The organism is Desulfobulbus oralis (genome assembly GCF_002952055.1).
Taxonomy (GTDB): domain Bacteria; phylum Desulfobacterota; class Desulfobulbia; order Desulfobulbales; family Desulfobulbaceae; genus Desulfobulbus; species Desulfobulbus oralis.
This window is the reverse complement of record NZ_CP021255.1, coordinates 2,253,070-2,278,339: the sequence shown is the minus strand read 5'-3', so window position 1 is coordinate 2,278,339 and position 25,270 is coordinate 2,253,070. Positions and strand designations below refer to the sequence as shown.

Here is a 25,270-nt window from a genome sequence, read left to right as displayed (position 1 = left end):
TGGAGAGCACGATCTGGCCCGTGATATCCGGTATCTGCCCTTTGGTCCGGTCACGGGCATGCGGCTGGGCGGGGTGAATCTGAGCCGCAGCTATGACCAGCGCTATCAGGCAAGCCGCATCCAGGCAGGGGATCTGGACTATGTCTATACGCGGAACGCGGCCGGCCAGGTGACAGAGAGCAAAGGACTGGCCGTGCCTGCTGTGGAATCGGGCAGCGAGAGCTACAGCATCGATGCGGCCAGCAATCAGCTGACCGTGCGTGCCGGAAAGAACTACAGCTACGATGCGGCGGGCCGTCTGCTGTCGGACGGCATCCGGAGCTTCGGCTGGGATGCGCTGGGTCGTCTGAAAACAGTCCGGCGGAACGGTCAGGAGCTAGCCGGCTACGGCTATGACAGCCAGAACCGTCGTGTTCGGAAGACCGTGGGTGCGAAGACCACGTACTATCTGTATGATCTGGAGAGCCGGCTGCTGGCGGAGATTGCCGGGAGCGGCAGGGTACTGAGGGAATACGTCTGGCTGGGGCAGGAGCCCTTGGCGCTTCGGGAATACGAAGTCCGGTCTGGCCTGTACTTTTACATCAACGATCATCTGGGCACACCGCAGCGGCTGATTACAGGAGAGGGCACAGTGGTCTGGCAGGCGGCCGCCCTGCCCTTTGGCAGGACCCAGGTTCAACTCGGCACGGTGCAGAACAATCTGCGCTTCCCGGGCCAGTACTTTGACGCCGAGACCGGGCTGCACTACAACTGGAACCGCTACTACGACCCGGAGACCGGAAGATATCTCTCCCCAGACCCCATCGGTCTGGAAGGCGGACTCAACCTCTATGCCTATGTCGATAATGATCCGGTGAACTGGGTGGATCCTTGGGGGTTGACTCCAGCGGGTACCCTTATTGGAGGAGCTGTTGGCGGTGCTCTTGGAGGATGGGGCGGTTCTGTTCTCGGTGGGATCGCTGGAGGGGCTGGCGGCACCTTTGCTTTGCCTGGTGGGGGAACGATTGCAGGCGGTATTACTGGGGCGCAAGTAGGTGGATCTATTGGCGCTACTGGAGGGGCAATAGCAGGAGCATGGGTGGGAGATAAGATAAGTGATTTATTATCAGATCCAATGGAAATGGCCAAAGGTGGCAAACAAAATATTGACAATGAATATGTAAGAAAAGTTCAAATGACTAGACCTGTAGACCCATGTTTTTATTTACGAGAATTATATAATCAAACGTGCGATGCACAAGAAAGGAAAAAATTAAACAAGCTATGAAGCGCTATAATTGTGACCATAAAAACAGGTTTGAATAAAATGAGTTGGTATACAGTGAGTATAATAATTTCTTGCCGTTTAAAAGGTTATGACCAAGGAGTATTTCCTGTTTATGAGAATTTCACTTTATTCGAAGCTGATTCGAGCAAACAGGCATATGAAAAAGCAAAAAAATATGCTGAAGAATATGTAGCCATTGACGACAATCTCCGGTTAAATGGGAAGCCTGCATATTGGAAATTTGAAGGAATACGTAAAATTATTGAAATAAGAGATCATTTATCTGATGAACTCGATGTTGATTTACCGCACAATGGAGTTGAGGTTAGCTACTCCTACATGGAGGTTAATAGTGAGCAAGAACTGATGAAACTTGCTAATGGTGATGCTGTTGTTATAAAGTATATTGATGCCGCAGATGATTGGGGTGAAAAATAATGATAATTCCGTAAATGCTAAATTGATAAATTCTCATTGCAAATGCACCCCACGGTTAGGGTGAGAAAAAGTCAACAGCTCGTTGAAGAATTCTCCAGGTAAGACATAATGGTGTGCAGGTGATCAAGTTTTGTCGAGGGGGGCATTCATGAGTCTTGGCCGGAGGCAGGGGGCAATAGAGCAGCATGTGGCTTTTGTGCGATCAACTACTCCAAACGGCAGGGTGCTGAGTCTGGACTATGTCTATACGCGGAACGCGGCCGGCCAGGTGACAGAGAGCAAAGGACTGGCCGTGCCTGCTGTGGAATCGGGCAGCGAGAGCTCCACCATCGATGCCACCAACAATCAGCTGGCGGTACGCGGCGGAACGAGCTATAGCTATGATGCAGCCGGCCGCCTGCTGTCGGACGGCATCCGGAGCTTCGGCTGGGATGCTCTTGGTCGTCTGAAAACAGTCCGGCGGAACGGGCAGGAGCTAGCCGGCTACGGCTATGACAGCCAGAACCGCCGTGTTCGCAAGACCGTGGGTGCGAAGACCACGTACTATCTGTATGATCTGGAGAGCCGTCTGATAGCGGAGATTGCCGGGAACGGCAGGGTACTGAGGGAATACGTCTGGCTGGGGCAGGAGCCTGTGGCGCTTCGGGAATACGAACTCCGGCCTGGCCTGTACTACTACATCAACGATCACCTGGGCACGCCGCAGCGGCTGATTACAGGAGAGGGCACAGTGGTCTGGCAGGCGGCCTATCTGCCCTTTGGCAGGACCCAGGTTCAACTCGGCACGGTGCAGAACAACCTGCGCTTCCCGGGCCAGTACTTTGACGCCGAAACCGGGCTGCACTACAACTGGAACAGATACTACGATCCGGACATCGGAAGATATCTCTCACCACCCCATTGGCCTTGAGGGTGGACTCAACCTCTATGCCTATGTCGAGAATGATCCGGCGAATTGGAGTGACCCGGAGGGGCTTTATGCAGGTGCCACAACCTGGGGAGCAGGCCTTATCGGAACGATATTGATTGTCATTCCAGAACCCTCTACCACTGCAGCTGGTACAGTAATGTTGCTGGCAGCTGTTGCTACCATACCGAGCAATACTCCAGTAGATAGGGCTCTAACATCTCCCCAGATAAATCGTAAAAATTTGATGATGAATGAAAGCGATGAAAGTGGAGAGGAATGCGAAGTTCCAACAAGCCCTCATGATGGTTTAGTAGAAAATCCCCATAGGCCAGGTAGTTGGGGTGAAATTGGCCCAGATGGAAAGTTTGAGGAGAAATGGAGGCGAGATAAAGGCCGCCCAGAAATAAAGAGAGGCTATGGCTCACAAGACCATATTCATGTAAATGGTAGATGGTATCCTATAAAGAAGAAGTAATTAGTTATGAAAGAGATTAGGCTCAGGCCTCATTAATCGAGATAGAATATGACGGAAGCCGCGAGGCACAGAGCTGAAAAGAAGGTATGTGCGCAGCGGTCATAACGCATGGCTATTCTCCGCCAGTCCTTGATCCTGCCAAACATGATCTCGATCTTGTGCCGCTGTTTATACAGATTTTGATCGTACGAGCAGGGTCTCTTTCGGCTCCTTCTGGGCGGGATGCAGGGCGTAATGCCTCTGGTACGCAGGGCATCACGGAACCAGTCGGCGTCATAACCACGGTCCGCCAGCAGCGCCCTGGTCTCAGGCAAAGCATCTATGGCATCCATAAGCAGGGCGGCTCCTTTGTAGTCGCTTACCTGGCCTGCCGTGAGCTTCATGGCCAGGGGCCTGCCGTGAGCGTCGCAAAGGGCATGGAGTTTGGAGTTCAGCCCGCCCTTTGTGCGTCCAATGCAGCGGGAAAGAGCCCTTTTTTGAGCAAACTGGCGGCGGTACGATGCGCCTTGAGGTGGGTCGCATCGATCATCACCTGGCCATCCTGTCCCGCTGTTTTTGCCAATTCGGTAAAAATGTTGTTGAAGATGCCCATCTGGCTCCAACGCAAAAAACGATTGTAGAGCGTTTTATAAGGGCCATACTCGCGCGGCGCGTCCTTCCACTGCAAGCCATGTTTGATGACATAAATGATGCCGCTGATGACTTTCCGGTCATCGACCCGCGGAATACCATGTGAACGTGGAAAGAAGGGCTTGATACGTTCGAGTTGCTCGGCAGAAAGGTAGAAAAGTTGGCTCATGGCGTCCTCCTTGAGCACAACTAACCAGATTTTCTGCTTTTTGGCAATTAATGAGGTCTGAGCCTAATAAAGAAACTATTTATGATTTACCAATTCATGATTCTGATTTTTTAGGAATACACATATCACAAAACGACTGTGGTGTAACAGATTTATATTTAGATATTATATTTTGTAAGGATGAGTTTGAAGAAATATCCAATTATTCAAATTTTATTTCTACAGAAGGCTATACAACTCTTGCGTTTATTGGGTGTGATTGGATTAACGTTGAAACGTTTTGCAATAGGATACAAAGGGACTCTATAGATTTCATCGATTTCAAGTATAATACTCCTGAGTTAAAGAAATATAGCTCCCAAGATAAGGCGGTACATTTAGTAATTTTTTTACAAGTGAAACAAAAATAGAATGTATTTCTAAAAAAGTAATGTTAAAAACATACAACAAATCTTAATATTGCTTGGATTTACAATCTAAACACAACAGGGGATATTGAGAGAAGAAAAAGCCCATATAGAGGCAGTTATTCGCCAGAAGAAGGTTCACGAGCACAATCAGCGAAGGAGACCGACACCCATAGGCAACAACCACCTTACAGCAACAGAGCGAGAAAGTATACTGTGTCTTCGTGTTCAAGGATACGGAATTCGCAAGATCGCCGGAGCCCTGAACCGAAGCCCTGCGCTTCCCGGGCCAGTACTATGACGCCGAAACCGGGCTGCACTACAACTGGCACCGCTATTACGACCCGGATACCGGCCGCTACCTCTCACCAGACCCCATTGGCCTCGATGGCGGACTCAACCTCTATGTCTATGTGGGCAATGACCCGATTAACTGGAGGGATCCAGAGGGGTTGAAGAAATTTGAAATGATCATATGGGTTGGAGGAGCACTTGGGCATGCAATTATTGGTGTTGGTGTCTATGATGTAACGATTAATGATTTTGAATCTGGAGAATTGACTATTTATATAATGATGGTAGTTGGTATTGGTATCGGTTTACCTTCGTTCCGAGGTAGTTCAAGGCCTGTAATCTTCAACGAAGATGACTGCAAGAAGTATGATAGTTTTGATGGATTAGGATACATCGGAGGTGTGTCTGTCGAAATAGGTACAGGTGCTAAGATTGGTGGCGGTATCAAGATCCCAAATGATCCATTTGTTCCTAATTCAGTACTTTGGTGGGATTGTGAAGGATTTGATATAGGCGTATTTCATAACATCACACACTGGTCACATTGACATAGATGGAGGAAGAGTGATTGAGGATAACGCCTTACGTTTGTTCAGTATTACGATTTTAGCGATTGGTATATATGCATACGCTCGCTCATCTTCTGTTGCCGAAAGATTAAGAGATTTTTACAGCCAATACCCAATTATCCGATATGCTGGATTGAAGCAGCTAACGGTTAAACCAATTTGGGTTAGACTCTTGGGTTTCATTTTTGTAATTGTCGGGCTTCTTTGCTTTTTCAGTTTAGACTAGGCTCAGGCCTCATTAATTGCCAAAAAAGCAGAACCAGTACTTTGACGCCGAGACTGGCCTGCACTACAACTGGAACAGATTTTATGATCCTGAGACGGTATTATGGCAGACAAGAGCAAATGTACATTTTCTACCCCAGCCTGAGGGAGCATTTCTATGCCGCAACTCATGATTTTCTGGGTTTTGCTAACTGTTTTCCGGCTCCTCAGCAGAATCTGTGGGTAGCTTTTGGGACAGGTAAGTCACCAATTCCGTGATACAATGCTATTTCTAAGCCATCATACGTCCGAAAACCATAGGATTGTTTTGTGATCACTTTGGCCTTGTTGTTCAAACCCTCCACACACCCGAGAGCGATCTCGCCTTGTGCTTGAAACCAGTTGAGCAAAAGAGGGCGATGAACCCTCAACATTTTGGCGACCTTCTTCATAGAGTTGAGCCTGGAGCGCATGGTTCTTGTGCACCAGGCATCAAGAAATTTGCCGGCCCAGGCCGGGGAACTGTACGCCCAGAATCGCTGAAAATCTTCCTTAAGCAGGTAAGCGCGGACGGTTCTGAGGTTGCAGGCAAGCAGTTCTCCGAGTTTGTCCACCTGGGTGTCGGTCAGGTTTTCAGGCCGTTTCAACAGACACCAGCGGCTTTTGGCCAGGAGCGGTTCTTTTCCTTGGCTTTTCAACTCGTTGGCCTCATGCGCCCTGATCTCGTCAATGGCCTTGCTCAGGTGGGACATGATATGGAAACGGTCAAGAACGTTGAGCGCATCAGGAGCTTTCTCCGCAATGACCCGCAGGTAGGGCTTCCACATATCGCTGCAAATAAACCGCAAGTGTTGACAGCTCTGTGGCCCGAACCAGTCGAAAAATCCCCGGAAGGTCTTGGTGGTACGGTCGCGGCCGATCCAGAGCAGCCGCCTTTTCCCCTGGTCAAGCTGATAGACCAGGGTGACAAACTTATCCTTGCGTCGGCGCCAGCAGATCTCGTCGGCGCCGATGGCCAGGACATTCGTCAAATCGCGATGCGCCAGCCCCCACTCCACGGCCATCCTGACCGAGCGGAAAACATTCTCCCACGAGGTGTGGAAGGCCCTTGCAAGCTCCAGCCAGGAAAGACGCTTCGCCCATCCGGCGAGGAACCACGCATAGGTGGTGGTCAGGTGGCTTTTCCCCTTTGCCCAGGGAACCCGCTCGATCTTGACGCCGCAATCGGGGCAGTTGACTCGTCTCATGGCATAGAGGAAGAAGACCGCGATTCCCCACAGGGGGACAAACTCAAACCGGCGCTGGGCCTGGGTATCGTAGCCAGGACAAACTTTGCCACAGCCGGAGCAGACTGGCCGGCTCCCTTTGCGTGGCCGGATCTCCAATTCCAGCATCAGCCGCCCTGCCAGCTCATGCAAGCTGGCAGGGCCATACACAAAACCTTTGTGGACCTGGATCCGATTCAGTATAGTTTTGATTTGCATCCCGTTTCTCCTCCCTTGGCTTTGGGAATATTCGTCGATCTCCACAATGCCAAAAAGGGAAACGGGATGCTCTCTTTTCAGGTTCCGTCAGGGAATATTTTCAGCCACCCAACAGCCTCATCGGCCCTGACGGGAACCCACAGATTCTGCTGAGGAGCCGAAAATAGCCCCCGCAGCGGCTGATTACAGGAGAGGGCACAGTGGTCTGGCAAGCGGCTGCCCTACCCTTTGGCAGGACCCAGGTCCAACTCGGCACGGTGCAGAACAACCTGCGCTTCCCCGGCCAGTACTTTTACGCCGAAACCGGGCTGCTTCCACCTATTGCCGCTCCCGCCGGGACCTGACCCACTGGCCCATTATCATCCAGAGGTAAAGGGCCAGCACCGCCACACTGAGCGTACACTCGCCACCCGCTGCGCCTAGCGCCATCCCAAACGCGACGACCGACACCGCCAACAGCAGGCCAGCCAGCAGGAGGAAAAGCAACGGATACTTGACCAGATTGTCCAAAAGATCGCGCTCTTTCGGCTGTGGCAGCTCCTTCAGGCTTGTCCGGGGCGTGGGCGCGCTTTCCCGTGGCAAATCCGCCGCCAGTGGATAGGGATTGCCGCAGAGCGCCTCCAAAAGCGCGCCCGTGAGAAGGCCCAGCGGCCAGAGCAGCGCCACGCCGCAAAAGCCGGTACCCTGGACGGCGAGCATCGGGACATTGTCCAGCAGGCCCAGCTCATGCAGGCCCAGTGCCGGTGAGCCCGTGACGAAAGCCACGACGAAGATGGACAGGATGACCAGGCCCCGGACCAGTATCCGCGCCAGCCAGACCTCGCTGGTGGCCGAGGCAAAGGGATGGTGGCCCAGATTGCCCATCCGCTTGACGACGACATCAACGTCAGCGGGGTACCAGGCTTGGGGATAGAGAATGGACACCACGTCCGAGACCTGTTCCGGCGCGTGGCGGTGCCAACCCAGATGCAGGCCCAGCCAGAGCGGGCCGGCCATGGCGAGGAAACTGGGCGCGAGACGCGGCCAGCCCAAAAGCCCAAAAAGCCAGGCCACGAGCGCCAGCAGGGCCAGCATGGTGCAGAAGATGCCGAGGCCGGAGGACAGGACGTCCGCCAGCGGCCTGCGCCGGGCATAGCGTTCCGCCTGCACATTGATGGCGGCGGCCCGGCGCTCTTTTTCCTCAAACTGGCCTCGGTTGTTCCAGACATAGTCGTTTTTGCTTTCACACAGAAAGCAGACCGCAATGAAGAACACAATGTCTTCCCATGGGAAGCCTTGGGCATACAAAAGTTCCCGGCCGCCGGGCATTTGACTGCTCATTGAGGCGGCCAGTCCCAGTCCCAGACCCAGTATGCCCAGTACCAGATGGATGTTGGCGCGGCTTATCTGGGTGAGCCGGCACAGGAGAAAATCCAGCGCAACCACCGGGCACAGTGCCATCAGAGCGAACACGGCCGGCTCTGGGATGGGGAGACCAGACGATATGAGCATATGCAGCGCGATTTGGCAGGCAAAGGACAGGATGATAACAGTCAGAGGGGCGACCATGCGCCAGTTCCAGAAGGCCAGCCCAAAGAGCAGCAGCGGAACCGAGAATATCGCCAAAAGGAAAAACGGGTTGCTTGGGTTCATGGTTTTTTGAATTCGATTTGGTGCAAGTGGCGCGGCGGGTGTTTTGGCCACACCCGATCCCGGTTTTTTCAGTTCACCGTGCAAACGAAGCGTCAGACAGCAGCCATCAGCCGGCCCGAGACCGAAACATGCGGCCACTCCAGCCATTCGCCCGCTGCCCGGCCAGGGCATGTCAACTTTCAAATTCTAGATTCTCAATCCAAAAGCAACAGGGAACTTGAAAAAGGCCTCCCGAGGGGTACGAAAGCCGAGACACTTTCCGGGACGCTTGTTCAGGCGTTCTACAATCCGCAGAACATCATCGTTTCGCACACCCCGGAAATCGAGTCCCCTGGGCAGATATTCGCGAATGAGTCCGTTCGTATTCTCGTTTGTACCCCGCTCCCAGGGGCTGTGGGGATAGGCAAAGTACACGGGAAGCCCAGGGCAGCGGATACTTCCCTGTGCCTGGCAAACTCCTTGTCATTATCCACCATCAGGCTGCGGCACTCCAGCCCATCAGGCAGACGGATCAGGGCAACCTGCCGGACTGCACGGCCCGGCAGATGGTGGTGACGGATACTGCAGGGGATTCCCTGCCCCTGATCTGTTCCGGCGACCAGCCCTCCACAAGCCGGGCCTGGACCAGGGATTGCAGTGCTTTGTCCTCCAGCCTGAAAGACTGCCGGCAGCGCTTGCGGCGCAGACGATAGAGCTTCTCTGCCTCGTGGGCACTGCAGGTTCCCCTGATGAGGTTACGCCGAAGCTCTCTGCTGATCGTCTATGGGCTTCGGTTCAGGGCTCGGGCAATCTTGCGTATTCCGCAGCCCTGAGCACGAAGGCACAGTATACTTTCCCGTTCTGTTGCTGTAAGATGAGGGCAAACCATAGTGTCAGTCTCCTTCGCCGATTAAATTCAAACTCCATTGAAAAACGGGCGTGCAGCATACGCAAAGCGCGCCGACACGCTGCCAGCAACACCATGAAACTTCTTCACACCTCCGATTGGCATATCGGCCGCAGCCTGTATGGCAAAAAGCGCTACGAGGAGTTCGAGGCCTTTCTGGGCTGGCTGGCGGAGACGATTCGGCAGCATGCAATCGATGTCCTCCTGGTGGCAGGGGATGTCTTTGACAGCAGTACGCCCAGCAACCGGGCCCAGGAGCTCTATTACCGCTTCCTGTGCCGGGTGGCCGCCTCGTCCTGCCGGCATGTTGTCGTCATCGCAGGCAATCACGATTCGCCTTCCTTTCTCGATGCGACCAGAGACCTGCTCCGGGCACTCGATATTCATGTGGTCGGCAGCGCCAGCGCCGACCCGGAAGACGAAGTGCTGGTGCTCCGCAATGCGCAGAACAATCCGGAGCTGATTGTCTGCGCCGTGCCTTACCTCCGCGACCGGGATATCCGGGAGGCGGGGGCCGGCGAAAGTGTGGAGACCAAGGAGCAGAAGCTGGTAGAGGGCATCCGCGCGCATTACGCGGCGGTTGCCGCCCTGGCCGAGCACAAGCGCAGGAGCCTTGGGGCTGATATCCCCATGGTCGCCATGGGCCATCTGTTCACGGCGGGCGGGCAAAGCGTCGATGGCGATGGCGTGCGCGAACTCTACGTCGGCGCCCTGGCCCAGGTGCCGTCCGGAATTTTTTCGGAGCATTTCGCCTATGTGGCGCTTGGGCATCTGCACGTCCCGCAAAGGGTAAACGGCTCCGAAATCATACGCTACAGCGGCTCGCCCTTGCCCATGGGGTTTGGGGAAGCCAGGCAGCGGAAAAGCCTTTGCCTGGTTGAATGTCGCAGCGCAGCGGCGTCCGTGCAGCTGATCGACGTGCCGCTTTTTCAAAAACTCGAGCGCATCCAGGGGGACTGGGAGCATATCCAAAGCCGCCTCCTCGCACTCTCGGCAGGGGCTTCCCGGGCCTGGCTCGAAATCGTTTACGACGGGGCCGAACTCGTCGGCGACCTGCGCGAGCGTCTGGAGACAGCGATTGCCGGCAGCCAGATGGCCATCCTCCGGATCAAGAACAAGCGCATCATCGACCGCGTGCTGGAGCAGAGCCATGAAGAGGAAGGCCTGGATGATCTGGACGCAAACGAGGTGTTTGCGCGATGCCTTGCCGCTCATGATGTGCCTGCAGAGCAGCAGCCGGAACTGCTTCGGGCCTACCAGGAAACGGTCTCGTCCCTCCTTGCGGACGACGTGCAGGCGGAGTAGAGGGCTGCGATGAGAATAGTGCAGATCCGCTTCAGGAATCTGAATTCACTGGCCGGCGAATGGCAAATCGACCTGACGCATCCGGCCTTTGTCTCTGACGGCATCTTCGCCATCACCGGCCCGACCGGCGCGGGGAAGAGCACCATCCTCGACGCCATCTGCCTTGCCCTCTATGGCCGCACGCCCCGCCTGAACAGGGTCGGCAGGCATGGCAACGAAATCATGTCCCGCCAGACCGGCGAGTGCTTTGCCGAGGTGACCTTCCAAACCCAGTCCGGCCGTTACCGCTGTCACTGGAGCCAGCGCCGGGCCCGCAAGAGGCCGGATGGCGAACTCCAGGCCCCGAAACATGAGATTGCCAATGCGGATTCCGGCGAGATTTTCGAGGCCAGCATCAGGGGGGTTGCCGCGCAGATCGAGGCAGCCACTGGCATGGATTTCGACCGTTTCACCCGCTCCATGCTGCTGGCCCAGGGCGGCTTTGCCGCCTTTCTGCAGGCAACGCCGGATGATCGGGCCCCGATTCTGGAGCAGATAACGGGCACAGCGATTTACAGCCGGATATCCATCCGCGTCCACGAGCGCCAGCGCGAGGAGCACGAAAAGCTGCATCTGCTCCAGGCGGAAACGGCTGGCATCGTGGTGCTTGCGCCGGAGCAGGAACAGGAGAGCCTGCAGGAGCTCGATGCCAGGCAGCAGGAGGAGCGCGCTCTCGCCGCCCAACTCGCCGACACCGGCAAGGCCATTGCCTGGCTCACCGTTATCGATGGACTGAAGAAGGAAATCGGCAATCTGGCCGATGAAGCGGGCAGGCTGCAGGGCGATATCGAGGCCTTCAAGGCGGATCGTGAAAAGCTGGACCGGGCTTTGAGCGCCGCCTCGCTGGACGGCGCCTACGCGACGCTCGCCAGCACCCGCAAACAGCAGGCGGATGACCGCGCCGCATTGCAAGGCGAACTCGATAGGCTGCCTGGACTGGCATCCGCCGCCGGGGAGCAGGCTGCAAGACTGCAAACGGCCGAGGGGCGAAGCGCCCAGGCCAAGGCGGCATTGCAGGCGGGCATGCCTGTCCTGCAGCGGCTGCGTTCCCTCGATCAGCGGCTGTTTGATCAGAAAAAGGCGCTGTTGGCAGGGGAGGCGGATTGTCAGCAGGAGCAGGCCAGGATCGAGGCTGACCGGAAAACCCGGCACCAGGAGCTGGAAAAGCGCTCCAGGGCTCAGGAAAGGCTGAATCTCGTGGACGCTCACCTCAGGGATCATGCCCGGGATGAATGGCTGATCGGCGGACTGGCTGGTGTTGAGGAACAACTCGGCGACCTGCTTGTCAGGCAAAAGGAAATCCTGCAAAAGGAGGCGGCTCAGGAAAGGGCCGCGGCGGCCCTGGCCCTGGCGGCAAAGGCGCTTGAGGAGTGTCGGAAGCAATCCGACATTCGGCAGCAGGAACTGGAGGCGGCGGCAAAAGGGCTGCAGCAGGGCAAAGAGGCCTTGAGCCGGCTCCTGGGGGGGCGCTTGCTGCGGGAGTACCGCGCCGAGCAGGAAGCCCTGCTGCGGGAACTGGCCTTCCTGAGAAAAATTGCGGAGCTTGAAGAGCATCGGGCCAGGCTGGAGGACGGCAAACCCTGTCCCCTCTGCGGCGCAACCGGGCACCCCTTTGCGGCGGGGAACGTCCCTGTTCCCGATGCAACCGAAGAAAAGATCGCATCCCTGAGCAGGCTCATCGGTACAGCCGAGGATCAGGAAACCGCCATCAAGCAACTCGAAGCGGCTGCAAGCCTGGCCCGCAACACCTTGACGGAGGCGGACAAGCGGGAGACCGCAGCGGCTCATGACAGGCTGGCTGCCGGCAAAGCCCTGGCCGAGCTGCAGGACGGCCTTTTGAAACTGCGTGCCGATTTTGCCGCGCGCAGGCAGGCCGTTACTACGAAACTCCAGCCGCTTGGTCTTGCGGCCATCCCTGAAGGGGACATTGCATCCCTGATCGAAAGCCTCAGAGCGCGGCTGAAGGCCTGGCAGGATCAGGTCAGGAACAAGGCGGAGATCGAGAAACAGATTGCCGACATCGACAGCGAGCTGAAGCGGCTGGATGCGCTCATCGAAACGCAAGGCGCCGCCCTGGCCGGGAAAGCCCAGCGACTGGAGGCCCTGAAAGAGGAACTCGCCACCGGAAGGGCGGAGCGCAAGGCGCTGTACGGCGACAGGAATCCGGACGATGAGGAACGCCGTTTAAACAAGGCGCTTGACGATGCCGAAGGTGCGGAAAAGCAGGCCAGAGAACGGCACAATGAACTTCAACAAAACTGGACTGCCGCAAAGGCCCACGTCGAATCTCTGAAAAAACGCATCGAGCAGCGGGAACCGGAGCTGGAAGGGCTGGAAACAGCATTCTCCGCAGCGCTTGCGACCAGGGGCTTTGCAGATGAAGCGCAGTTTTTGGCGGCCATATCGCCCTCTGCAGAGCGGGATGCATTGATGGCCAGGGCCAGGACCCTGGATGAGCGCCAAACAGCCCTGAAAGCGAGGCAGCAGGACAGGGAAGCCCGCCTGGCGCAGGAAATGGCCCGCCAGATCACGGACAAATCGCTGGAAGAACTCGAACCCCGCTTCAGGGAAGGCGAGGAGGTTCTGAAGGCCCTGCGGGACCGCATTGCCGCTCTCAGGCACCAGCTCAGCGAGCATGCGGCTGCAAAGGAGCGGATCAGGGAAAAGCAGGCGGCCATCGAGGCCCAGAAAAAGGAGTGCCTCAGGTGGAAAAACCTGCACGAGCTGATCGGCTCCGCGGACGGCAAGAAGTACCGCAATTTTGCCCAGGGACTGACCTTTGCCATGATGGTTGGACATGCCAACCGGCAGTTGCGGAAAATGAGCGAGCGCTACCTGCTGGTTCGTGACAGCGTGCAGCCCCTGGAACTCAACGTGATCGACAACTACCAGGCAGGAGAAATCCGCTCTACAAAGAACCTCTCCGGCGGCGAGTGTTTTATTGTCAGTCTGGCCCTGGCACTGGGCCTGTCCCAGATGGCCAGCCGGAATGTCCGGGTGGATTCCCTGTTTCTGGACGAGGGCTTCGGCACGCTGGACGAGGAGACCCTCGACACCGCCCTGGAAACCCTTGCGGGCCTGCGGCAGGACGGCAAGCTGATCGGCGTCATTTCACACGTCTCTGCCCTGAATGAGCGGATCGGCACGCAGATTCAGGTCAGACCCCAAAGCGGCGGCAGAAGCCGGATTTCCGGGCCCGGATGCAGCCACCCGGACGCTGGGGCAGGGCCCCTTGCAGCCGATTGACCTGCCCGAGGTGGCCCGCCTTATCGCCCCTCCCTTTTTTTCAGGGGCAGGGCCTTCAGGTGCACGTCCGGGATGATGTCCCGGCAGATCTGCTTCTGGTCCAGAGCGGCGATGCCCTGGCTTCTTGCGGCTTTCAGATGTTTGTCCACGCTTGCGATGTTTTCGCGCATGTGCCGGCTCAGGGAATCGTCGGCGCTGTACTCCTGCCGGAAGCGGCCGATGATGTCTGCCACCTCGGCTGGCTCCGCCTCGCTGACCCGCGCCAGGGTGCTCTTGTAGTAATTGGCTGCGGTGAGCAGCAACTGGTAGTATTCGTCCAGCCGCTGATCGATCTTTTGTTTGGCGGCATTCGTGTCTGTGCCCTGGTGTTTTTCCAGATATTCCAGCCAGTTGGCATGCAGAGTGAAGTAGCGGAAGGCAAAGCCGCGGATGGTTTCCGCCTGATAGAGCAGGGCGCGGGCCGTATTTTCCAGCACTTCGGCACGCTGCCGCTCCTGTGCGCTCTGGCGGTCGCTCAGCAGGTTGCGCAGCCGGGCCAGTGCAGGCTGCATTTCCGGAGGGGCCGTCCCGGCAATGCGGTCCAGTTCGGCAAGCGGTGTGGCTGCAGGCGCGGTCTGGGCCATATGCTGCCCTGTTCCGGCCTGGGCTGCGGCCGTCGCGGCAGCAGTCTGCGCCGCTTCCCTGCCGGCATTTTCCCTTTTGAGCGTTGCCAGTCTTTGGCCGCTGCCCACGTTCAGGCCGGAGAGCGCCACCCGAAAGCCCATGTCATCGGGCCGGGTTTCGCCTTTGGCCGTATAGAGCGGCACCTCGTCGCGCCAGCCCGGCAGCACGCCCTGCTGCGTGCTCCGGAAGCTGCCGCCCTTGCAGAGCATGCCGCCGGCCGCGCCGTGCAGGCGCTGAAAGACCTCGCCGTTTTCCCGCATATCGGCCACGGAGAAGTGAAAGAGGCCGTCCACCATTTCCTTCACATTGCCCACGGTGTCGTAGATCTGCAAAGGGCCCGCTTTGCGGCTGCCGATGGCTGAGGGCGCCGTCAGTGCCGACTGGCCCGAGAACACGCCGAAATCCTCCAGCCTGTCCTGCCCCAGGGGGAAGATGTCGTTGTTGTCCCGGTCTTCGCCGGGCACCCTGCTGCCGCCCCGGGCCGCGAACTCCCATTCCTCCTCGGTCGGCAGGCGCAGGAAGCCGATGTTGTTTTCGTTGCCGGCAAAGCGGGGCAGCTTGTCCGGGTGATTCGCAACCAGCCAGGCGTTGTATTTCTGCAGAAAGCGCTGCACGTCGAACCAGGAGATTTCCCGTCTGGGCAGATCGCCCTCTGCAGGCGGCCCGGCCGGGCAGCTTTCCTGCATCACCGCGTCCCACTGATACTGGCTGACCTCGTATTTGCCCAGAAAATAGAAGGTGAAGCCCTGCTGCTGGTTCGGATCCAGCCTGGACTGCCAGGCCGCGGGCAGGTCGGCCGTGGTGAAGGGCGCTGCGATGTGGCTTTCGAAGCGGCGCTCGTAGAGTTGGCGTTCCGGATCGGTGTTGCCCAGCCCCATGACGATGCGGCGGTCGTGCATCAGCCCGCCGGGCACGGCCACGGCGCGCAGCGCCATGGAAAGCCCGCAGGGCATGGGCAGGATGATGTCCTGCGGATCGGCCTTGGGATTGCTGGCCTGCTCGGGCGAGACCGGCGCGTCCTTCCGGGCGATGGCTGCTGCGGCCGAAGCTGCGCTCATGGCCAGCGCCAGCAGCGCGAGCGTCAGGGCGCTCAGAAAAATGCGGATGCCTTGCATGCGGCGTTCCTCCATGCTTGTGTGGCCGGTGCCTGCTCCCACCCGGCTTTGTTGCCCCTTCCTGGCGACATTTTTCGCACGCATCAGGCTCGGGCCAATCCGGCCCTGGCTTTGCTGATCATGGCGTAGGCCAGCAGGGCCACACAGTAGATGCCCAACGCAATCAGAAGCGTCATCCTGAAACCCAGGAAGAAGGCGCTGACCAGGCTCAGAAATCCGCCCAGCACGGTGAAAAAGCCGTTCATGCCCCAGGCCCAGGCAATGCCTGCGGGATAGCAGCGGTCCAGAGCGGCAATGCCCAGGGGGAAGGGCATGCCCATGAAAAAGCCCAGGGGAAAGATCAGCACTGTGGCGGCTATCCAGCGCCATGGCAGGGCATACTGCAGCAGGTGGGCGAAGAGCGGCTGGCAGAAGGCCAGGAAAGCGCCGCCGTAGGCCACCAGGGCCAAGAAGATCCAGGGCCAGCGGCCGGGATGCCCTGCCAGCAAGCGCCTGGAGAAAAACGAGCCAAAGGCCGCGGACACCAGCAGGGCAAACAGCACGGCCGCATAGGTATAGGTGGGATAGCCGATCAGCTTGGTGCACAGTTGGATAAGCGTCAGCTCAATCACGATGAAGCCGGCTCCCAGGCAGGAAAAATAGACCAGAAACCACGGCATTGCCGGCCAGATGCCGCTGCCCTTTTTGGTCCAGCGCAGCGGGAGAAAAATAAAGAGCGCGGCGAAAAGCACCGACATGCTGCCAACCACGACAAAGCAGAGCACATCCCGCGAAAGGGCAGGCAGTCGCCGCGAAAGCACGGGCAGTCGCTGCTGATTCAGGATATTGGCCGTGCCGCCATCCAGAAAGCTGGATGTCCTGGGCGAAAGTTCCCGCGTGGTTTTCCGAATCATGTTGAAAAAGGGGCGATTATCGTCCACCGGGTCGAGCCGGTAATCGGCCCGGGCCGCCAGTTCCCGGGGGAAGGGCTGTGCAAGCAGGGCTGCCGGAAGGAGGTTCCCAGCCGGATCCACCGGATTGAAAGCGATTTTGTAGGCTGTTCCCTGCCCAATTTTGATGTTCTGCACCAAGGGCTGCTTCGCGGAATCCAGCCAGAGAGAAAAGGCCTGGTCCGGCTGCGTGTTCTCCGAACTCACCTGGACGCTGATCAGCCTCCCCCGGACATTTTCCCAGGGCGGATTCAGGGGGAAAATGACCTTTTGGTTGTCGTGAATCTGCTGGCCGTCCAAGTGGAATTCCGCACTTTGCCCGCTCCCGTCGACCGAAAAGCGCACCCTCACCGGATACGGCAGCGCCTTCTGGCCATAGGTGCCTATGAGTAGGGACAGGGCATCTACCTGGTTTTGCCCGCAAATAACGGCACTCTGGAATGGACTCTGGCGCAGGATGAGCGGAGAGGGGAAGCTCGCGCGCTGTTCACGCTCCCTCCCGATGATTTCCCGGTTCAGGTAGGACCTGGCCTCCTCCACCTCCTCCGCAGTCCATGGCGTCATTTTGATCAGAACAGTCGGCAGGGTGTCCGGCGCATACCGTTCAAACACCAGGACGTGTTTGTGAAAATCGCTCCTGCCCAAACGGTGCCAGGCCTGTGCCGCAGTGGTCAGCATGCGCGGATAGTAATGCCGGTTCATGGAAAGAATGCCGTCGGGCTTCAGATGGGTGAAATACTCCTCATAGGCCTCCACGGTCTGCAGGTAGACGGATTCCAGCGCTCCGTTGCCTTGGGTGATGCTGGAGCTGGAATGGTTGCTGAACATCTGGATGATGTCGTATTGCTTGTTGGTGCCGCGAAGAAAGGTTCGCGCCTCTCCCTTCATATATCTGATCTGAGGATGATTGAAAATATCGCCGGAAAAAGTTCTGTATCGATCTTTCGCGGCATCCACCATGGCCCCGACCATCTCAATGGCATCAATATTGCGAGCTCCAAAGATCAAGGCAGTCTTAGATTCTCCGCCAACAGCCGCACCCAATATCAGGGTTTCTGCCGGGATTGTACGTTTCAGGTAATGGACCAGTGAAGAAAGGCCAAAATAGTATGCCTGGGGCTGCTGGTTGATGAGATCTGTAAACCTGGATAAATTCCCATCATACTGCATCATATTTGATGCCTGCTGTCCACCATCGAGAGAAAAATATTTTGAGCCGATATTATCATACACCTCTAACTTTGAAATCTGATCCCATTTCACGTATTCACGTTTACCCATTTCTTTCAAGACGTTGGTGTCACGTTTGTTGGCATGATCCGAAAATTCAATATACTGGCCATGGAGAAATGGATAACAGATCAATATTAAGGAAATGGGAACAAACACAATCAGGGTTTTATTCGCAAAAGAGGATACACAGAAGGCCGCAAGGCAGAGCAGGCCAGCCAGCAGAAAAAGAATGCCGCCCGGCCCGAATATCGGAATAATAAACATCAGGAGCAGACAGCCCAGACCCGCGCCGCACAGATCGGCAAAGTACAGGCTGCTGATTTCAGTGGCATAGACGGAAAACAGGATCGAGAAGATAACGCCCGACAGGAAAAAAGGAAAAACAACGGTTAAATACATGCCTGACCAAGCACATATCTGCACCAGCAGGTTCCCGGAAAATTGCAGATTAAAGGGCAAGGCATCGAGAATATAGAGCATAAGTACTATGGACAGTGCATAGCATAAGGTCAGAATGGGCAATATTGTTTTTGCATGAAAACGATCTATCTTGAAAATGTACACAAAAATACCGCCAAGCCCCAAGGCGAACATGGCAATAGTGACAATCATGTAGCCCATAGATGGGTCGAGAATCACATCAAATGCACGGATCATTGCAAGCTCCAGCAGCAGTGTCGAAAAAGCAATGATACCAATGCCGATTTTTTGTCTCTTCATATATTCAACTCCCGAATTCAATCTTCAAAAATATGATTTATTTGGCAGGATCCTGTGGCACTGCGTTCAGAGCACATCAATGCTCCTGCAAGGTTACGGATTTTCTCCAGTGATTTGCTCTCGCACAAGCACAAAGGGGGCAACAGCCTGCACGGCCCAGGCGCCCCGGCATCCTGGACACGCAGGCGGCAAAGCAGGTACAGCCGGGCGGATTTTTTTCAGAACGCCTGTCGCCCCAGGCTTTCGGGGCGTTTTTTACACGGCAAAATACCGGGCCTGGGGATGGTGCACCACAATGGCCGAGGTGCTCTGCTCCGGGATCATCTGCATGTTTTCGCTCAGGCTGACCCCTATGTTTTCCGGTTTCAGCAGGGCAAAGACCGGCTGCTGCAGCTCCAGATTCGGGCAGGATGTATAGCCAAAGCCAAAACGGCCGCCCTGATGCCCGGCAGGCAGGCCCAGCTCTGTCTTGACCACGTCGTGCCAGTACTCGGCGAGCGCGTCGGTCAGCTCCACGCTGAGACCGTGCAGCATGAGATAGTCATGGTAGGCGTTGTCTCGGTAGAGCCGGGTGATCTCCGTGGCAAAGCGCGGCCCTATGGTCGCCACGAAGAAGGCGGCCACATCGCCTCCTGCGCTGGAGCCCTTGAAATAGTCTGCAATGCAGCGATGGGGCGCGCCCTTTTGCCGGGGAAAATCCAGTAGGTAGCGCTGTTCCCGGTCCTCGACCGTCAGCGTTTCGCCCTCGGCATGGCAGTGGAAATAGCCGTAGGCGATTCTGGCCCTGATCCAGCCCGAGTCCAGGGTCTCCTGCCGCAGCCGTTCGTAGAGCGGCTCCACGGTGTGATCCAGCAGATCCCTGTATTCCGCCTCAGTCATTTTGGCCCGCCGGTAGCCCCAGCGGCCCCGGAAGAGTGCTGCCCTGTTGAGGCGGGCAAACAGGGCCTCCGGGTCAATGTCGTTTACATAGCGGGCGCCCCAGAACGGCGCTTTGGGCACCGGATTGCCGTGCTCCAGCTCCTCGGCTTCGCCGCGTTCATCCTTTGGCGAGCGCACGCCGCTCCAACTGGTGGCCACCAGCTTGCCCGCCTCGAAGTCCTGCACCGCCTTCAGTCCGGCAAAGGCGTCGCCGCAGTAAACCACCGGCGCCGGGTAGGCCGGCACGCAGTTTTCCGCCACAAATCTGGTGGTCAGGGCGGCGCCGCCCAGCAGCACCGGAACACGCAGGCCGGCAGCGCCGAATTGCGCGAGCGACTCCTGCATGACAATGGCAGATTTGACCAGCAGCCCGCTCAGACCGATGATGTCGGCCTTTGTCTCCCTGGCCTTCTGGATAATGGTTTCGGCCGGAATTTTGATGCCGATATTGTGTACGGTGTAGCCGTTGTTGCTCAGGATAATGTCCGCCAGATTCTTGCCGATGTCGTGGACATCGCCCTGCACCGTGGCCAGCAGAATCACCGGCCCGCCGCTGGCCGCGTTTTTGTCCATGAAGGGCTCCAGCAGCGTGACCGCGTTTTTCATCACCTCGGCGGACTGGAGCACAAAGGGCAGAAGAATTTCACCCTTGCCGAAAAGTTCGCCCACGCGGCGCATGGCGGGCACCAGCAACTGATTGATGATGGCAAGCGGTGGCATCCGGCCCCGCAGAATGGCCAGCAGGTCGTCCAGCCCCTCCTTGTCGCCCTGCATCACCTTCCGGAAGAGCTGCTCCTCCGGGCCCGAGTCCTGTTCCTCCGGCGCTGCTTCCGCCTGCTGCTCCCTGCCGGCAAAGTGCTTGATAAAGAGCATGAGCGGGCTCTCTTCGCCCCGCTGCCGGTTGTAGAGCAGGTCCAGCGACAGCTCCCGTTCATCTGCGGCAATACTGGCCAGGGGCACGATCTTGGCGGCATCCACAATGGCAGCGTCCAGTCCTGCCGCCACGGCCTCGTGCAGAAAGACCGAGTTCAGCACCTGGCGCGCCGCAGGCTTCAGACCAAAGGAGATATTGCTGAGGCCCAGCACGGCGAGACAGCCGGGCAGCTCGCTCTTCACCCGCCGGATGGCTTCCAGGGTCTGGATGGCGGCGTCGTTCAGCTTGGGATCGCCGGAACCAACCGTGAAGGTCAGACAGTCGAAGAGCAGATCCTGTGGCGAAAGCCCGCAGTCGCTGACCGCCATCCCGTAAATCCGGCGGGCCACGCGGAGCTTGTCCGCTGTCTGCATGGCCATGCCGGACTCGTCAATGGTGAGCGCCACCACAGCCGCGCCGTAGCGTTTTGCCAGGCGGCATACCTGCCGGAGCGTGTGCCCGCCGTCTTCCAGATTGACCGAGTTGATGATGGGCCGGCCCGGATAGAGCTGGAGACAGGCCTCGATGCAGGCCGGCGTGGTGGAATCCAGCATGAGCGGCGCCTTGAGCGCGCGGGCGCAGAGCCGCACCATGGTCGTCATGTCGGCGCTTTCGTCCCGGCCGGCATAGGCGGTGCAGAGGTCGATCACCTGCGCGCCCCTGCTTTCCTGGTCGGCTGCGATGCGCAGGCAGGCCTGGAAATCGTCGGCCAGCAAAAGTTCGCGGAATTTTTTTGAGCCGTTGGAGTTGGCCCGCTCGCCAATGATGAGCGGCGGAATTTCCTGCTGCAGATCCACCGCCTGATAGAGACTTGCGACCTGCGCCTTCATGCCGCTGCCTCCCGTTTTTTCGGGGCGACTCCCTGCAGAGCGGCCACGAGCGCCCGGGTGTGTGCCGGCGTGGTGCCGCAGCAGCCGCCCACGATGCTGACCCCATACTCCGTGACAAAGCGCCGCATGGCCTGCGCGTATTCGTCCGGCCTGAGCGGATAGCAGGTCCTGCCGTTGACCACTTCCGGCAGGCCCTGGTTGGGCACGCAGGAGATGCGGCCCGGCCAGTGCCGGCTTAGGTAGCGGATATGGGATTCCATGTCTGCCGGGCCGGTGGCGCAGTTGAGGCCAAGGGAGAGGACCGGAAAGGGGGCGAAGGTGGCGCAGGCGGCGGCTATGTCCGTGCCCACCAGCATGGTGCCGCTTTTTTCCATGGTAATGGACACCATGACCGGGATGTGCGCGGCCATGCGCTCCTGCGTGGCCAGACAGGTGACGAGCGCGGTTTTGGTCTGGAGCATGTCCTGGCAGGTTTCGATGATGAAAAGGTCGACCTGGGCTTCGATGAGTGCTGTCATCTGTTCGGTGTAGGCCGCTGCCAGCTCCGCCACTTCGATGTGGCCCAGACTGGGCAGCTTGGTCCCCGGCCCGATGGAGGCCGCCACATAGACATCCGCCTTGCCGCCTGCGGCAGTGCGGGCGTTTCTGACCGCGGCCCGGTTGATTTCGCCCACCTTGTCGGCCAGCCCGTATTCGGCCAGAACCACGCGGTTGGCGCCAAAGGTATCGGTTTCCAGCACCATGGCCCCGGCCTCGACAAAGCCCCGGTGCAGGCTGATGATGACCTCGGGTGCGTTCAGATTCAGAATTTCGTTGCAGCCTTCGCGGCCGTCCCAGGCAGAGGCCGGAATCGCCATCTGTTGCAGGTTGGTGCCGCAGGCGCCGTCTATGATCAGGATGTTATGGTCTTCGGGTCGCATTGCCGTGTAGTGCAGCTTTTTTTCTGGGGGGAGAGGCCAGCAATGCCCATTCATGAAGTTCTTGTCAACTCTTTCTTCTTTCCGTAAGGTGGCCATGGGGTATTTTTTCCGGGGGGCGATCATGACAGAGAGAGCGGACAGGGGGGCGATCATCCTGGCGGCGGGCCTGGGGACGCGCATGAAATCGGAGCGGGCCAAGGTGCTGCACGAGGTTTTTTACCGGCCCATGATAGCCCATGTGGCGGGGACCGTGCTGCAGGCCGGCGTGACGCGCGTGGTCTGCGTGATTGGCCATCAGAAGGAGGCGGTGCAGGCCGCGCTGGCCGGGCTGCCGGTCGGCACCGCGGTGCAGGCCGAGCAGAAGGGCACGGGCCATGCGGTGCTCTGCGCGCAGGCCGCCTGCGCGGGGCTGACGGAGATTCTGATTCTTTGCGGCGATACCCCGCTGCTGCGGCCGGAGACGCTCTCCGCCATGCTGGCCCAACACCGGCAGCATCGGCCCGCGCTGACGCTCATGACCACGAAAGTGGCAAGGCCCTATGGCTATGGCCGTATCCTGCGCGCCGAGGACGATGGGGTTGCGGCCATTGTGGAGGAAAAGGACGCCACCAAGGTGGAGCGCCTCATTACGGAAATCAATGCGGGCGTGTATCTGGCGGAGGCCGCTTTTCTTTTTTCCGCCCTGGCCCGGGTGGACACGAACAACAGTCAGGCGGAGATGTATCTGACCGACATCGTGGCTATTGCTCGGCGCAGCGGGCAGCAGGTGCAGCCCTTTTTCCACGACCAGCCGCAGGATGTTCTGGGCGTGAATTCCCGGGTCGAGCTGGCCCAGGCCGAGGCGATCCTGCAGGAGCGGCGGAATATGGAGCTGATGCGTGCGGGCGTGACCATGCTGCATCCGGCAACGACCCGGGTGGAGCCGGGTTGTGAGCTGGGTCGGGACTGTATTCTGCACGGACAGGTCAGCATAGAGAGGGGCAGCAGCCTGGGCCAGGGCTGCGTGGTGGAGCAGGGCGTGGTGCTCAGGCGCTGCGTGCTGGGAGAAAGGGTGCGCGTGGGCGCTCACAGCGTGCTCGAGGGCTGCCGCCTGGAGCGCGGGCTCGAGGTGCCGCCACTGACGCGGAGGCCGTGAGGGCAGGATTTTGGGCTTCCTGCTCTGAATACATATCGGCATGCCAGGAGGCTTGGGGTCTCACTGTTGCCCGCCTTCGGGCTGGTTCCGGCAAGGGGCGCCACGATTTACAAGAGGGTCTGGCTCCAGAGTTTATCAACCCGTTGAAACATTCGCAGCAATACGCATTGCGAGTCAAAAACTTCGTAAGGCAGAGGGGTGACGCACTGATTCTGCGTTCCCTGAAATGTGAGATTCCTGTAACATGGAGCCTGAAATATAGTTTTTCAACGGGCTGCTGACATGCTTTGTGAGGGATGCCATGTCGCTCTGTGTTTCTACCGGTTTGTACCTTCCTTTTTCTCCGTCCTTTTTCCGGAATGGCCGGGGCACAGCGCCTGCCCTGCATCTGCCGGTGCTCAGGCCGCCTGCGCGGGGAGTCCTGAGTCTGGTCTTCCCCTTGCTGCTGCTGGCGCTGTGTTGCGCTCTGGCTCTGCCGGTCATGGTGCAGGCCGGGGAGAAGCAGGCCAAAATCACCCGGCGCGTGGCACACAAACTGATACACGATAGGGGCTGGAACGTATGCCGGGACATGGTGAAGAACCTGGATTTACTGCAGCAGAGCGATGCCTCGTTCAGTTGCGAGCTGAAATTTCACCCGAGTATGACCCAGTTCAGCGAGCCGGAATGGGAAGAGCTGAAGATCAAAGACAACTGGGAGCTGGTCTACAACATTGAGCGAGAGATACTTTCTGACAACCTAGTCCGTTCAAAGCTGCCTTTTGAAGAATGGATTGTTCGCTATAAGCAGGACTGGCAAAGCGGCTGCTATGAAGCCTTTGGATTTGGCGTCGCAGAGTCCGAGAAAGGGAAATGTTTTGCCTTTGTTCCTCGTCTGCGCAGAGCGCAGGTTCGTTTTTCCCAGAATGACCCGGTGGAGACAGTCCTCGCTTATTCTTTGACCGCTGACAATACAGAAAGATACCTGGAGTTTGCAAGATGCTACTATCTTTTCGGCCATTTCCAATTTCTGCCACGGGAAAAGATGGAAAACATTCTTCAGTGCGCGAAGGAAGTACGTGAAAAACAAAGCGGTATCTTTTCGACGCGTCTTTCTCGAGGTGATCATGTAGTTGTGTACCGTCCGGAAGAAAGAGATTGGCTTGACAAAATAGTACCACTTTTTCGAGGTACGGCAGTAAAATTATTTTTGCACAATCAACAGGCATTTTTGGTATTCAAAAGTGGAGCAGGAGGAACGATATACCGTGTAAAAAGGGATGATGAGTTTCCTGAGGATCTTTTTTATATGTCACAGGAAATCTGTGCGGTTTTCAGACCGTTTGAAGAAGCAAACGCAGAAAACAAAAAAGGAGGTTCGAGATGAACTAATATACTGTTTATAATTAAAGAATGTTAATAGGATAAAATGATTAATTGAGTAACTAATGAGGCAACTCGTATGAAAATTACAAGATCTTTTTGTATTGCTATGGTTTGTTTTTTCTTTGTTTCGGGTTGTGCCACCATTATAAATGGGTCTAAGAACCCTATTGCAATTAATAGTAATCCAGATGGAGCAGAAATATCCATTATAAATAAAAAAGGGGAGGTAATACACAAGGGGACAACCCCAGCAACCGTTACCTTAAAATCAGGTGCCGGGTATTTTAAAGGAGAAGATTACAAGGTTATTTTTAAGAAGGAAGGGTATGCCCCCAAGGAAGCTCAGATTCAGCGGAAAATCAGTGGTTGGTACATCGGAGGCAATTTCCTTTTTGGAGGTCTGATCGGTTGGCTCATTGTCGATCCCATTACAGGCGCCATGTGGACTCTATCAGATTTGAATATGGATTTGGAGCCTCAGTCATCTCATATGATAAAAGAAGGCGTTCATATCATCAAACTGGATGACGTCCCTGAGGCCTTACGATCAAACTTGGTCAAATTGAACTGAATT

The 25,270-nt window shown here is 57.2% G+C and carries 22 protein-coding genes and 2 pseudogenes; 16 read left to right on the top strand and 8 right to left on the bottom strand.

The annotated features are described in order from the left end of the window. Window positions 1-58: 58 nt before the first annotated feature. The 4 genes and pseudogenes from CAY53_RS10090 to CAY53_RS13585 all read left to right on the top strand — a co-directional run bounded on the left by CAY53_RS10090 (window position 59) and on the right by CAY53_RS13585 (window position 3,090). Window positions 59-1,267: an RHS repeat domain-containing protein gene (locus CAY53_RS10090; protein ID WP_483863839.1), complete on the top strand. Its 1,209-nt coding sequence runs from the start codon at window positions 59-61 to the stop codon at window positions 1,265-1,267. A 12-nt stretch (window positions 1,268-1,279) separates the two neighbouring features. Further along, window positions 1,280-1,705 carry a DUF4288 domain-containing protein gene (locus CAY53_RS10085; protein ID WP_104936988.1) on the top strand — a complete coding sequence of 142 codons (426 nt, stop codon included), beginning with the start codon at window positions 1,280-1,282 and terminating at the stop codon, window positions 1,703-1,705. A gap of 148 nt (window positions 1,706-1,853) precedes the next feature. Further along, window positions 1,854-2,622, top strand: a pseudogene (locus CAY53_RS13805) (RHS repeat-associated core domain-containing protein); the annotation flags it as partial. Window positions 2,623-2,772: 150 nt separating this feature from the next. Then, window positions 2,773-3,090 carry a hypothetical protein gene (locus tag CAY53_RS13585; RefSeq protein ID WP_245874929.1) on the top strand — a complete coding sequence of 106 codons (318 nt, stop codon included), beginning with the start codon at window positions 2,773-2,775 and terminating at the stop codon, window positions 3,088-3,090. A 32-nt stretch (window positions 3,091-3,122) separates the two neighbouring features. Here CAY53_RS13585 and CAY53_RS10075 read toward each other — a convergent pair. After that, window positions 3,123-3,889 (bottom strand): IS5 family transposase gene (locus CAY53_RS10075; RefSeq protein WP_245874803.1). Its coding sequence is split into 2 segments (ribosomal slippage): window positions 3,123-3,556 and window positions 3,556-3,889, totalling 768 coding nucleotides; the frame shifts between segments, so codons are not numbered across the junction. Window positions 3,890-3,939: 50 nt separating this feature from the next. On the opposite strand from CAY53_RS10075, the gene CAY53_RS12765 reads away from it, so the two are divergent. The 4 genes and pseudogenes from CAY53_RS12765 to CAY53_RS10065 all read left to right on the top strand — a co-directional run bounded on the left by CAY53_RS12765 (window position 3,940) and on the right by CAY53_RS10065 (window position 5,138). Next, on the top strand, window positions 3,940-4,299 hold the full coding sequence (locus tag CAY53_RS12765; protein WP_146106494.1) for a hypothetical protein: 360 nt from the start codon (window positions 3,940-3,942) through the stop codon (window positions 4,297-4,299). An 85-nt stretch (window positions 4,300-4,384) separates the two neighbouring features. Then, the gene (locus CAY53_RS14145) at window positions 4,385-4,597 is read left to right on the top strand and encodes a helix-turn-helix domain-containing protein (protein WP_181040272.1); all 213 of its coding nucleotides are present in this window, start codon (window positions 4,385-4,387) and stop codon (window positions 4,595-4,597) included. Then, window positions 4,572-4,751 (top strand): annotated as a pseudogene (locus CAY53_RS13800) (RHS repeat-associated core domain-containing protein); the annotation flags it as partial. The gene CAY53_RS14145 and the pseudogene CAY53_RS13800, both read left to right, overlap by 26 nt. Further along, window positions 4,749-5,138, top strand: a complete 390-nt coding sequence (locus tag CAY53_RS10065; protein WP_245874802.1) for a hypothetical protein — start codon at window positions 4,749-4,751, stop codon at window positions 5,136-5,138. The pseudogene CAY53_RS13800 and the gene CAY53_RS10065, both read left to right, overlap by 3 nt. A gap of 452 nt (window positions 5,139-5,590) precedes the next feature. Here CAY53_RS10065 and CAY53_RS10060 read toward each other — a convergent pair whose 3' ends face one another. Continuing rightward, a complete protein-coding gene (locus CAY53_RS10060; RefSeq protein WP_104935672.1) occupies window positions 5,591-6,847 on the bottom strand; it encodes an ISL3 family transposase in 1,257 nt (418 codons plus the stop codon). Between the two features lie 200 nt (window positions 6,848-7,047). Between CAY53_RS10060 and CAY53_RS12995 the strand changes: the two genes are divergently transcribed. After that, window positions 7,048-7,191, top strand: coding sequence for an RHS repeat-associated core domain-containing protein (locus CAY53_RS12995; RefSeq protein WP_181040271.1), 144 nt, complete (start codon window positions 7,048-7,050; stop codon window positions 7,189-7,191). Here the strand turns inward: CAY53_RS12995 and CAY53_RS10055 are convergent. Next, a complete protein-coding gene (locus tag CAY53_RS10055) occupies window positions 7,166-8,479 on the bottom strand; it encodes a hypothetical protein (protein ID WP_104936984.1) in 1,314 nt (437 codons plus the stop codon). The two genes, CAY53_RS12995 and CAY53_RS10055, sit on opposite strands and share 26 nt — an antisense overlap. 443 nt (window positions 8,480-8,922) lie before the next feature. Here CAY53_RS10055 and CAY53_RS10050 point away from each other — a divergent pair, with 443 nt between their 5' ends. Further along, window positions 8,923-9,171 carry a hypothetical protein gene (locus CAY53_RS10050; RefSeq protein ID WP_104936983.1) on the top strand — a complete coding sequence of 83 codons (249 nt, stop codon included), beginning with the start codon at window positions 8,923-8,925 and terminating at the stop codon, window positions 9,169-9,171. A gap of 68 nt (window positions 9,172-9,239) precedes the next feature. Here CAY53_RS10050 and CAY53_RS10045 read toward each other — a convergent pair whose 3' ends face one another. Next, a complete protein-coding gene (locus tag CAY53_RS10045; RefSeq protein WP_104936982.1) occupies window positions 9,240-9,347 on the bottom strand; it encodes a helix-turn-helix domain-containing protein in 108 nt (35 codons plus the stop codon). A gap of 93 nt (window positions 9,348-9,440) precedes the next feature. Here CAY53_RS10045 and CAY53_RS10040 point away from each other — a divergent pair, with 93 nt between their 5' ends. Together CAY53_RS10040 and CAY53_RS10035 are read left to right on the top strand one after the other, a co-directional pair. After that, the gene (locus tag CAY53_RS10040) at window positions 9,441-10,670 is read left to right on the top strand and encodes an exonuclease SbcCD subunit D C-terminal domain-containing protein (protein WP_104936981.1); all 1,230 of its coding nucleotides are present in this window, start codon (window positions 9,441-9,443) and stop codon (window positions 10,668-10,670) included. 9 nt (window positions 10,671-10,679) lie between these two features. Further along, entirely contained in the window at window positions 10,680-13,955 is a 3,276-nt protein-coding gene (locus CAY53_RS10035) for an AAA family ATPase (RefSeq protein WP_104936980.1), read from the top strand. A gap of 20 nt (window positions 13,956-13,975) precedes the next feature. On the opposite strand, the gene CAY53_RS10030 is transcribed toward CAY53_RS10035, so the two are convergent. Both CAY53_RS10030 and CAY53_RS12990 read right to left on the bottom strand, forming a co-directional pair. Continuing rightward, the gene (locus CAY53_RS10030; protein ID WP_181040270.1) at window positions 13,976-15,733 is read right to left on the bottom strand and encodes a formylglycine-generating enzyme family protein; all 1,758 of its coding nucleotides are present in this window, start codon (window positions 15,731-15,733) and stop codon (window positions 13,976-13,978) included. Between the two features lie 83 nt (window positions 15,734-15,816). Continuing rightward, entirely contained in the window at window positions 15,817-17,490 is a 1,674-nt protein-coding gene (locus tag CAY53_RS12990; RefSeq protein WP_181040269.1) for a spermidine synthase family protein, read from the bottom strand. On the opposite strand from CAY53_RS12990, the gene CAY53_RS12760 reads away from it, so the two are divergent. Further along, window positions 17,476-17,754, top strand: a complete 279-nt coding sequence (locus CAY53_RS12760; protein ID WP_181040268.1) for a hypothetical protein — start codon at window positions 17,476-17,478, stop codon at window positions 17,752-17,754. The two genes, CAY53_RS12990 and CAY53_RS12760, sit on opposite strands and share 15 nt — an antisense overlap. Window positions 17,755-18,870: 1,116 nt before the next feature. Here the strand turns inward: CAY53_RS12760 and CAY53_RS10025 are convergent. Both CAY53_RS10025 and CAY53_RS10020 read right to left on the bottom strand, forming a co-directional pair. Beyond that, on the bottom strand, window positions 18,871-21,276 hold the full coding sequence (locus CAY53_RS10025; protein ID WP_104936978.1) for a methionine synthase: 2,406 nt from the start codon (window positions 21,274-21,276) through the stop codon (window positions 18,871-18,873). Continuing rightward, window positions 21,273-22,196 (bottom strand): homocysteine S-methyltransferase family protein, encoded by a 924-nt coding sequence (locus CAY53_RS10020; protein WP_104937541.1) that lies wholly within the window; start codon window positions 22,194-22,196, stop codon window positions 21,273-21,275. Before CAY53_RS10020 ends, CAY53_RS10025 begins: the two co-directional genes overlap by 4 nt. A 121-nt stretch (window positions 22,197-22,317) precedes the next feature. Here CAY53_RS10020 and CAY53_RS10015 point away from each other — a divergent pair, with 121 nt between their 5' ends. The 3 genes from CAY53_RS10015 (at window position 22,318) to CAY53_RS10005 (ending at window position 25,267) form a co-directional block, all read left to right on the top strand. Further along, window positions 22,318-23,331 carry a bifunctional UDP-N-acetylglucosamine diphosphorylase/glucosamine-1-phosphate N-acetyltransferase GlmU gene (locus tag CAY53_RS10015; protein ID WP_104937540.1) on the top strand — a complete coding sequence of 338 codons (1,014 nt, stop codon included), beginning with the start codon at window positions 22,318-22,320 and terminating at the stop codon, window positions 23,329-23,331. Between the two features lie 301 nt (window positions 23,332-23,632). Next, the gene (locus CAY53_RS10010) at window positions 23,633-24,697 is read left to right on the top strand and encodes a hypothetical protein (RefSeq protein ID WP_104936977.1); all 1,065 of its coding nucleotides are present in this window, start codon (window positions 23,633-23,635) and stop codon (window positions 24,695-24,697) included. A 75-nt stretch (window positions 24,698-24,772) separates the two neighbouring features. Next, window positions 24,773-25,267, top strand: a complete 495-nt coding sequence (locus CAY53_RS10005) for a peptidase associated/transthyretin-like domain-containing protein (RefSeq protein WP_146106490.1) — start codon at window positions 24,773-24,775, stop codon at window positions 25,265-25,267. Window positions 25,268-25,270: the final 3 nt, after the last annotated feature.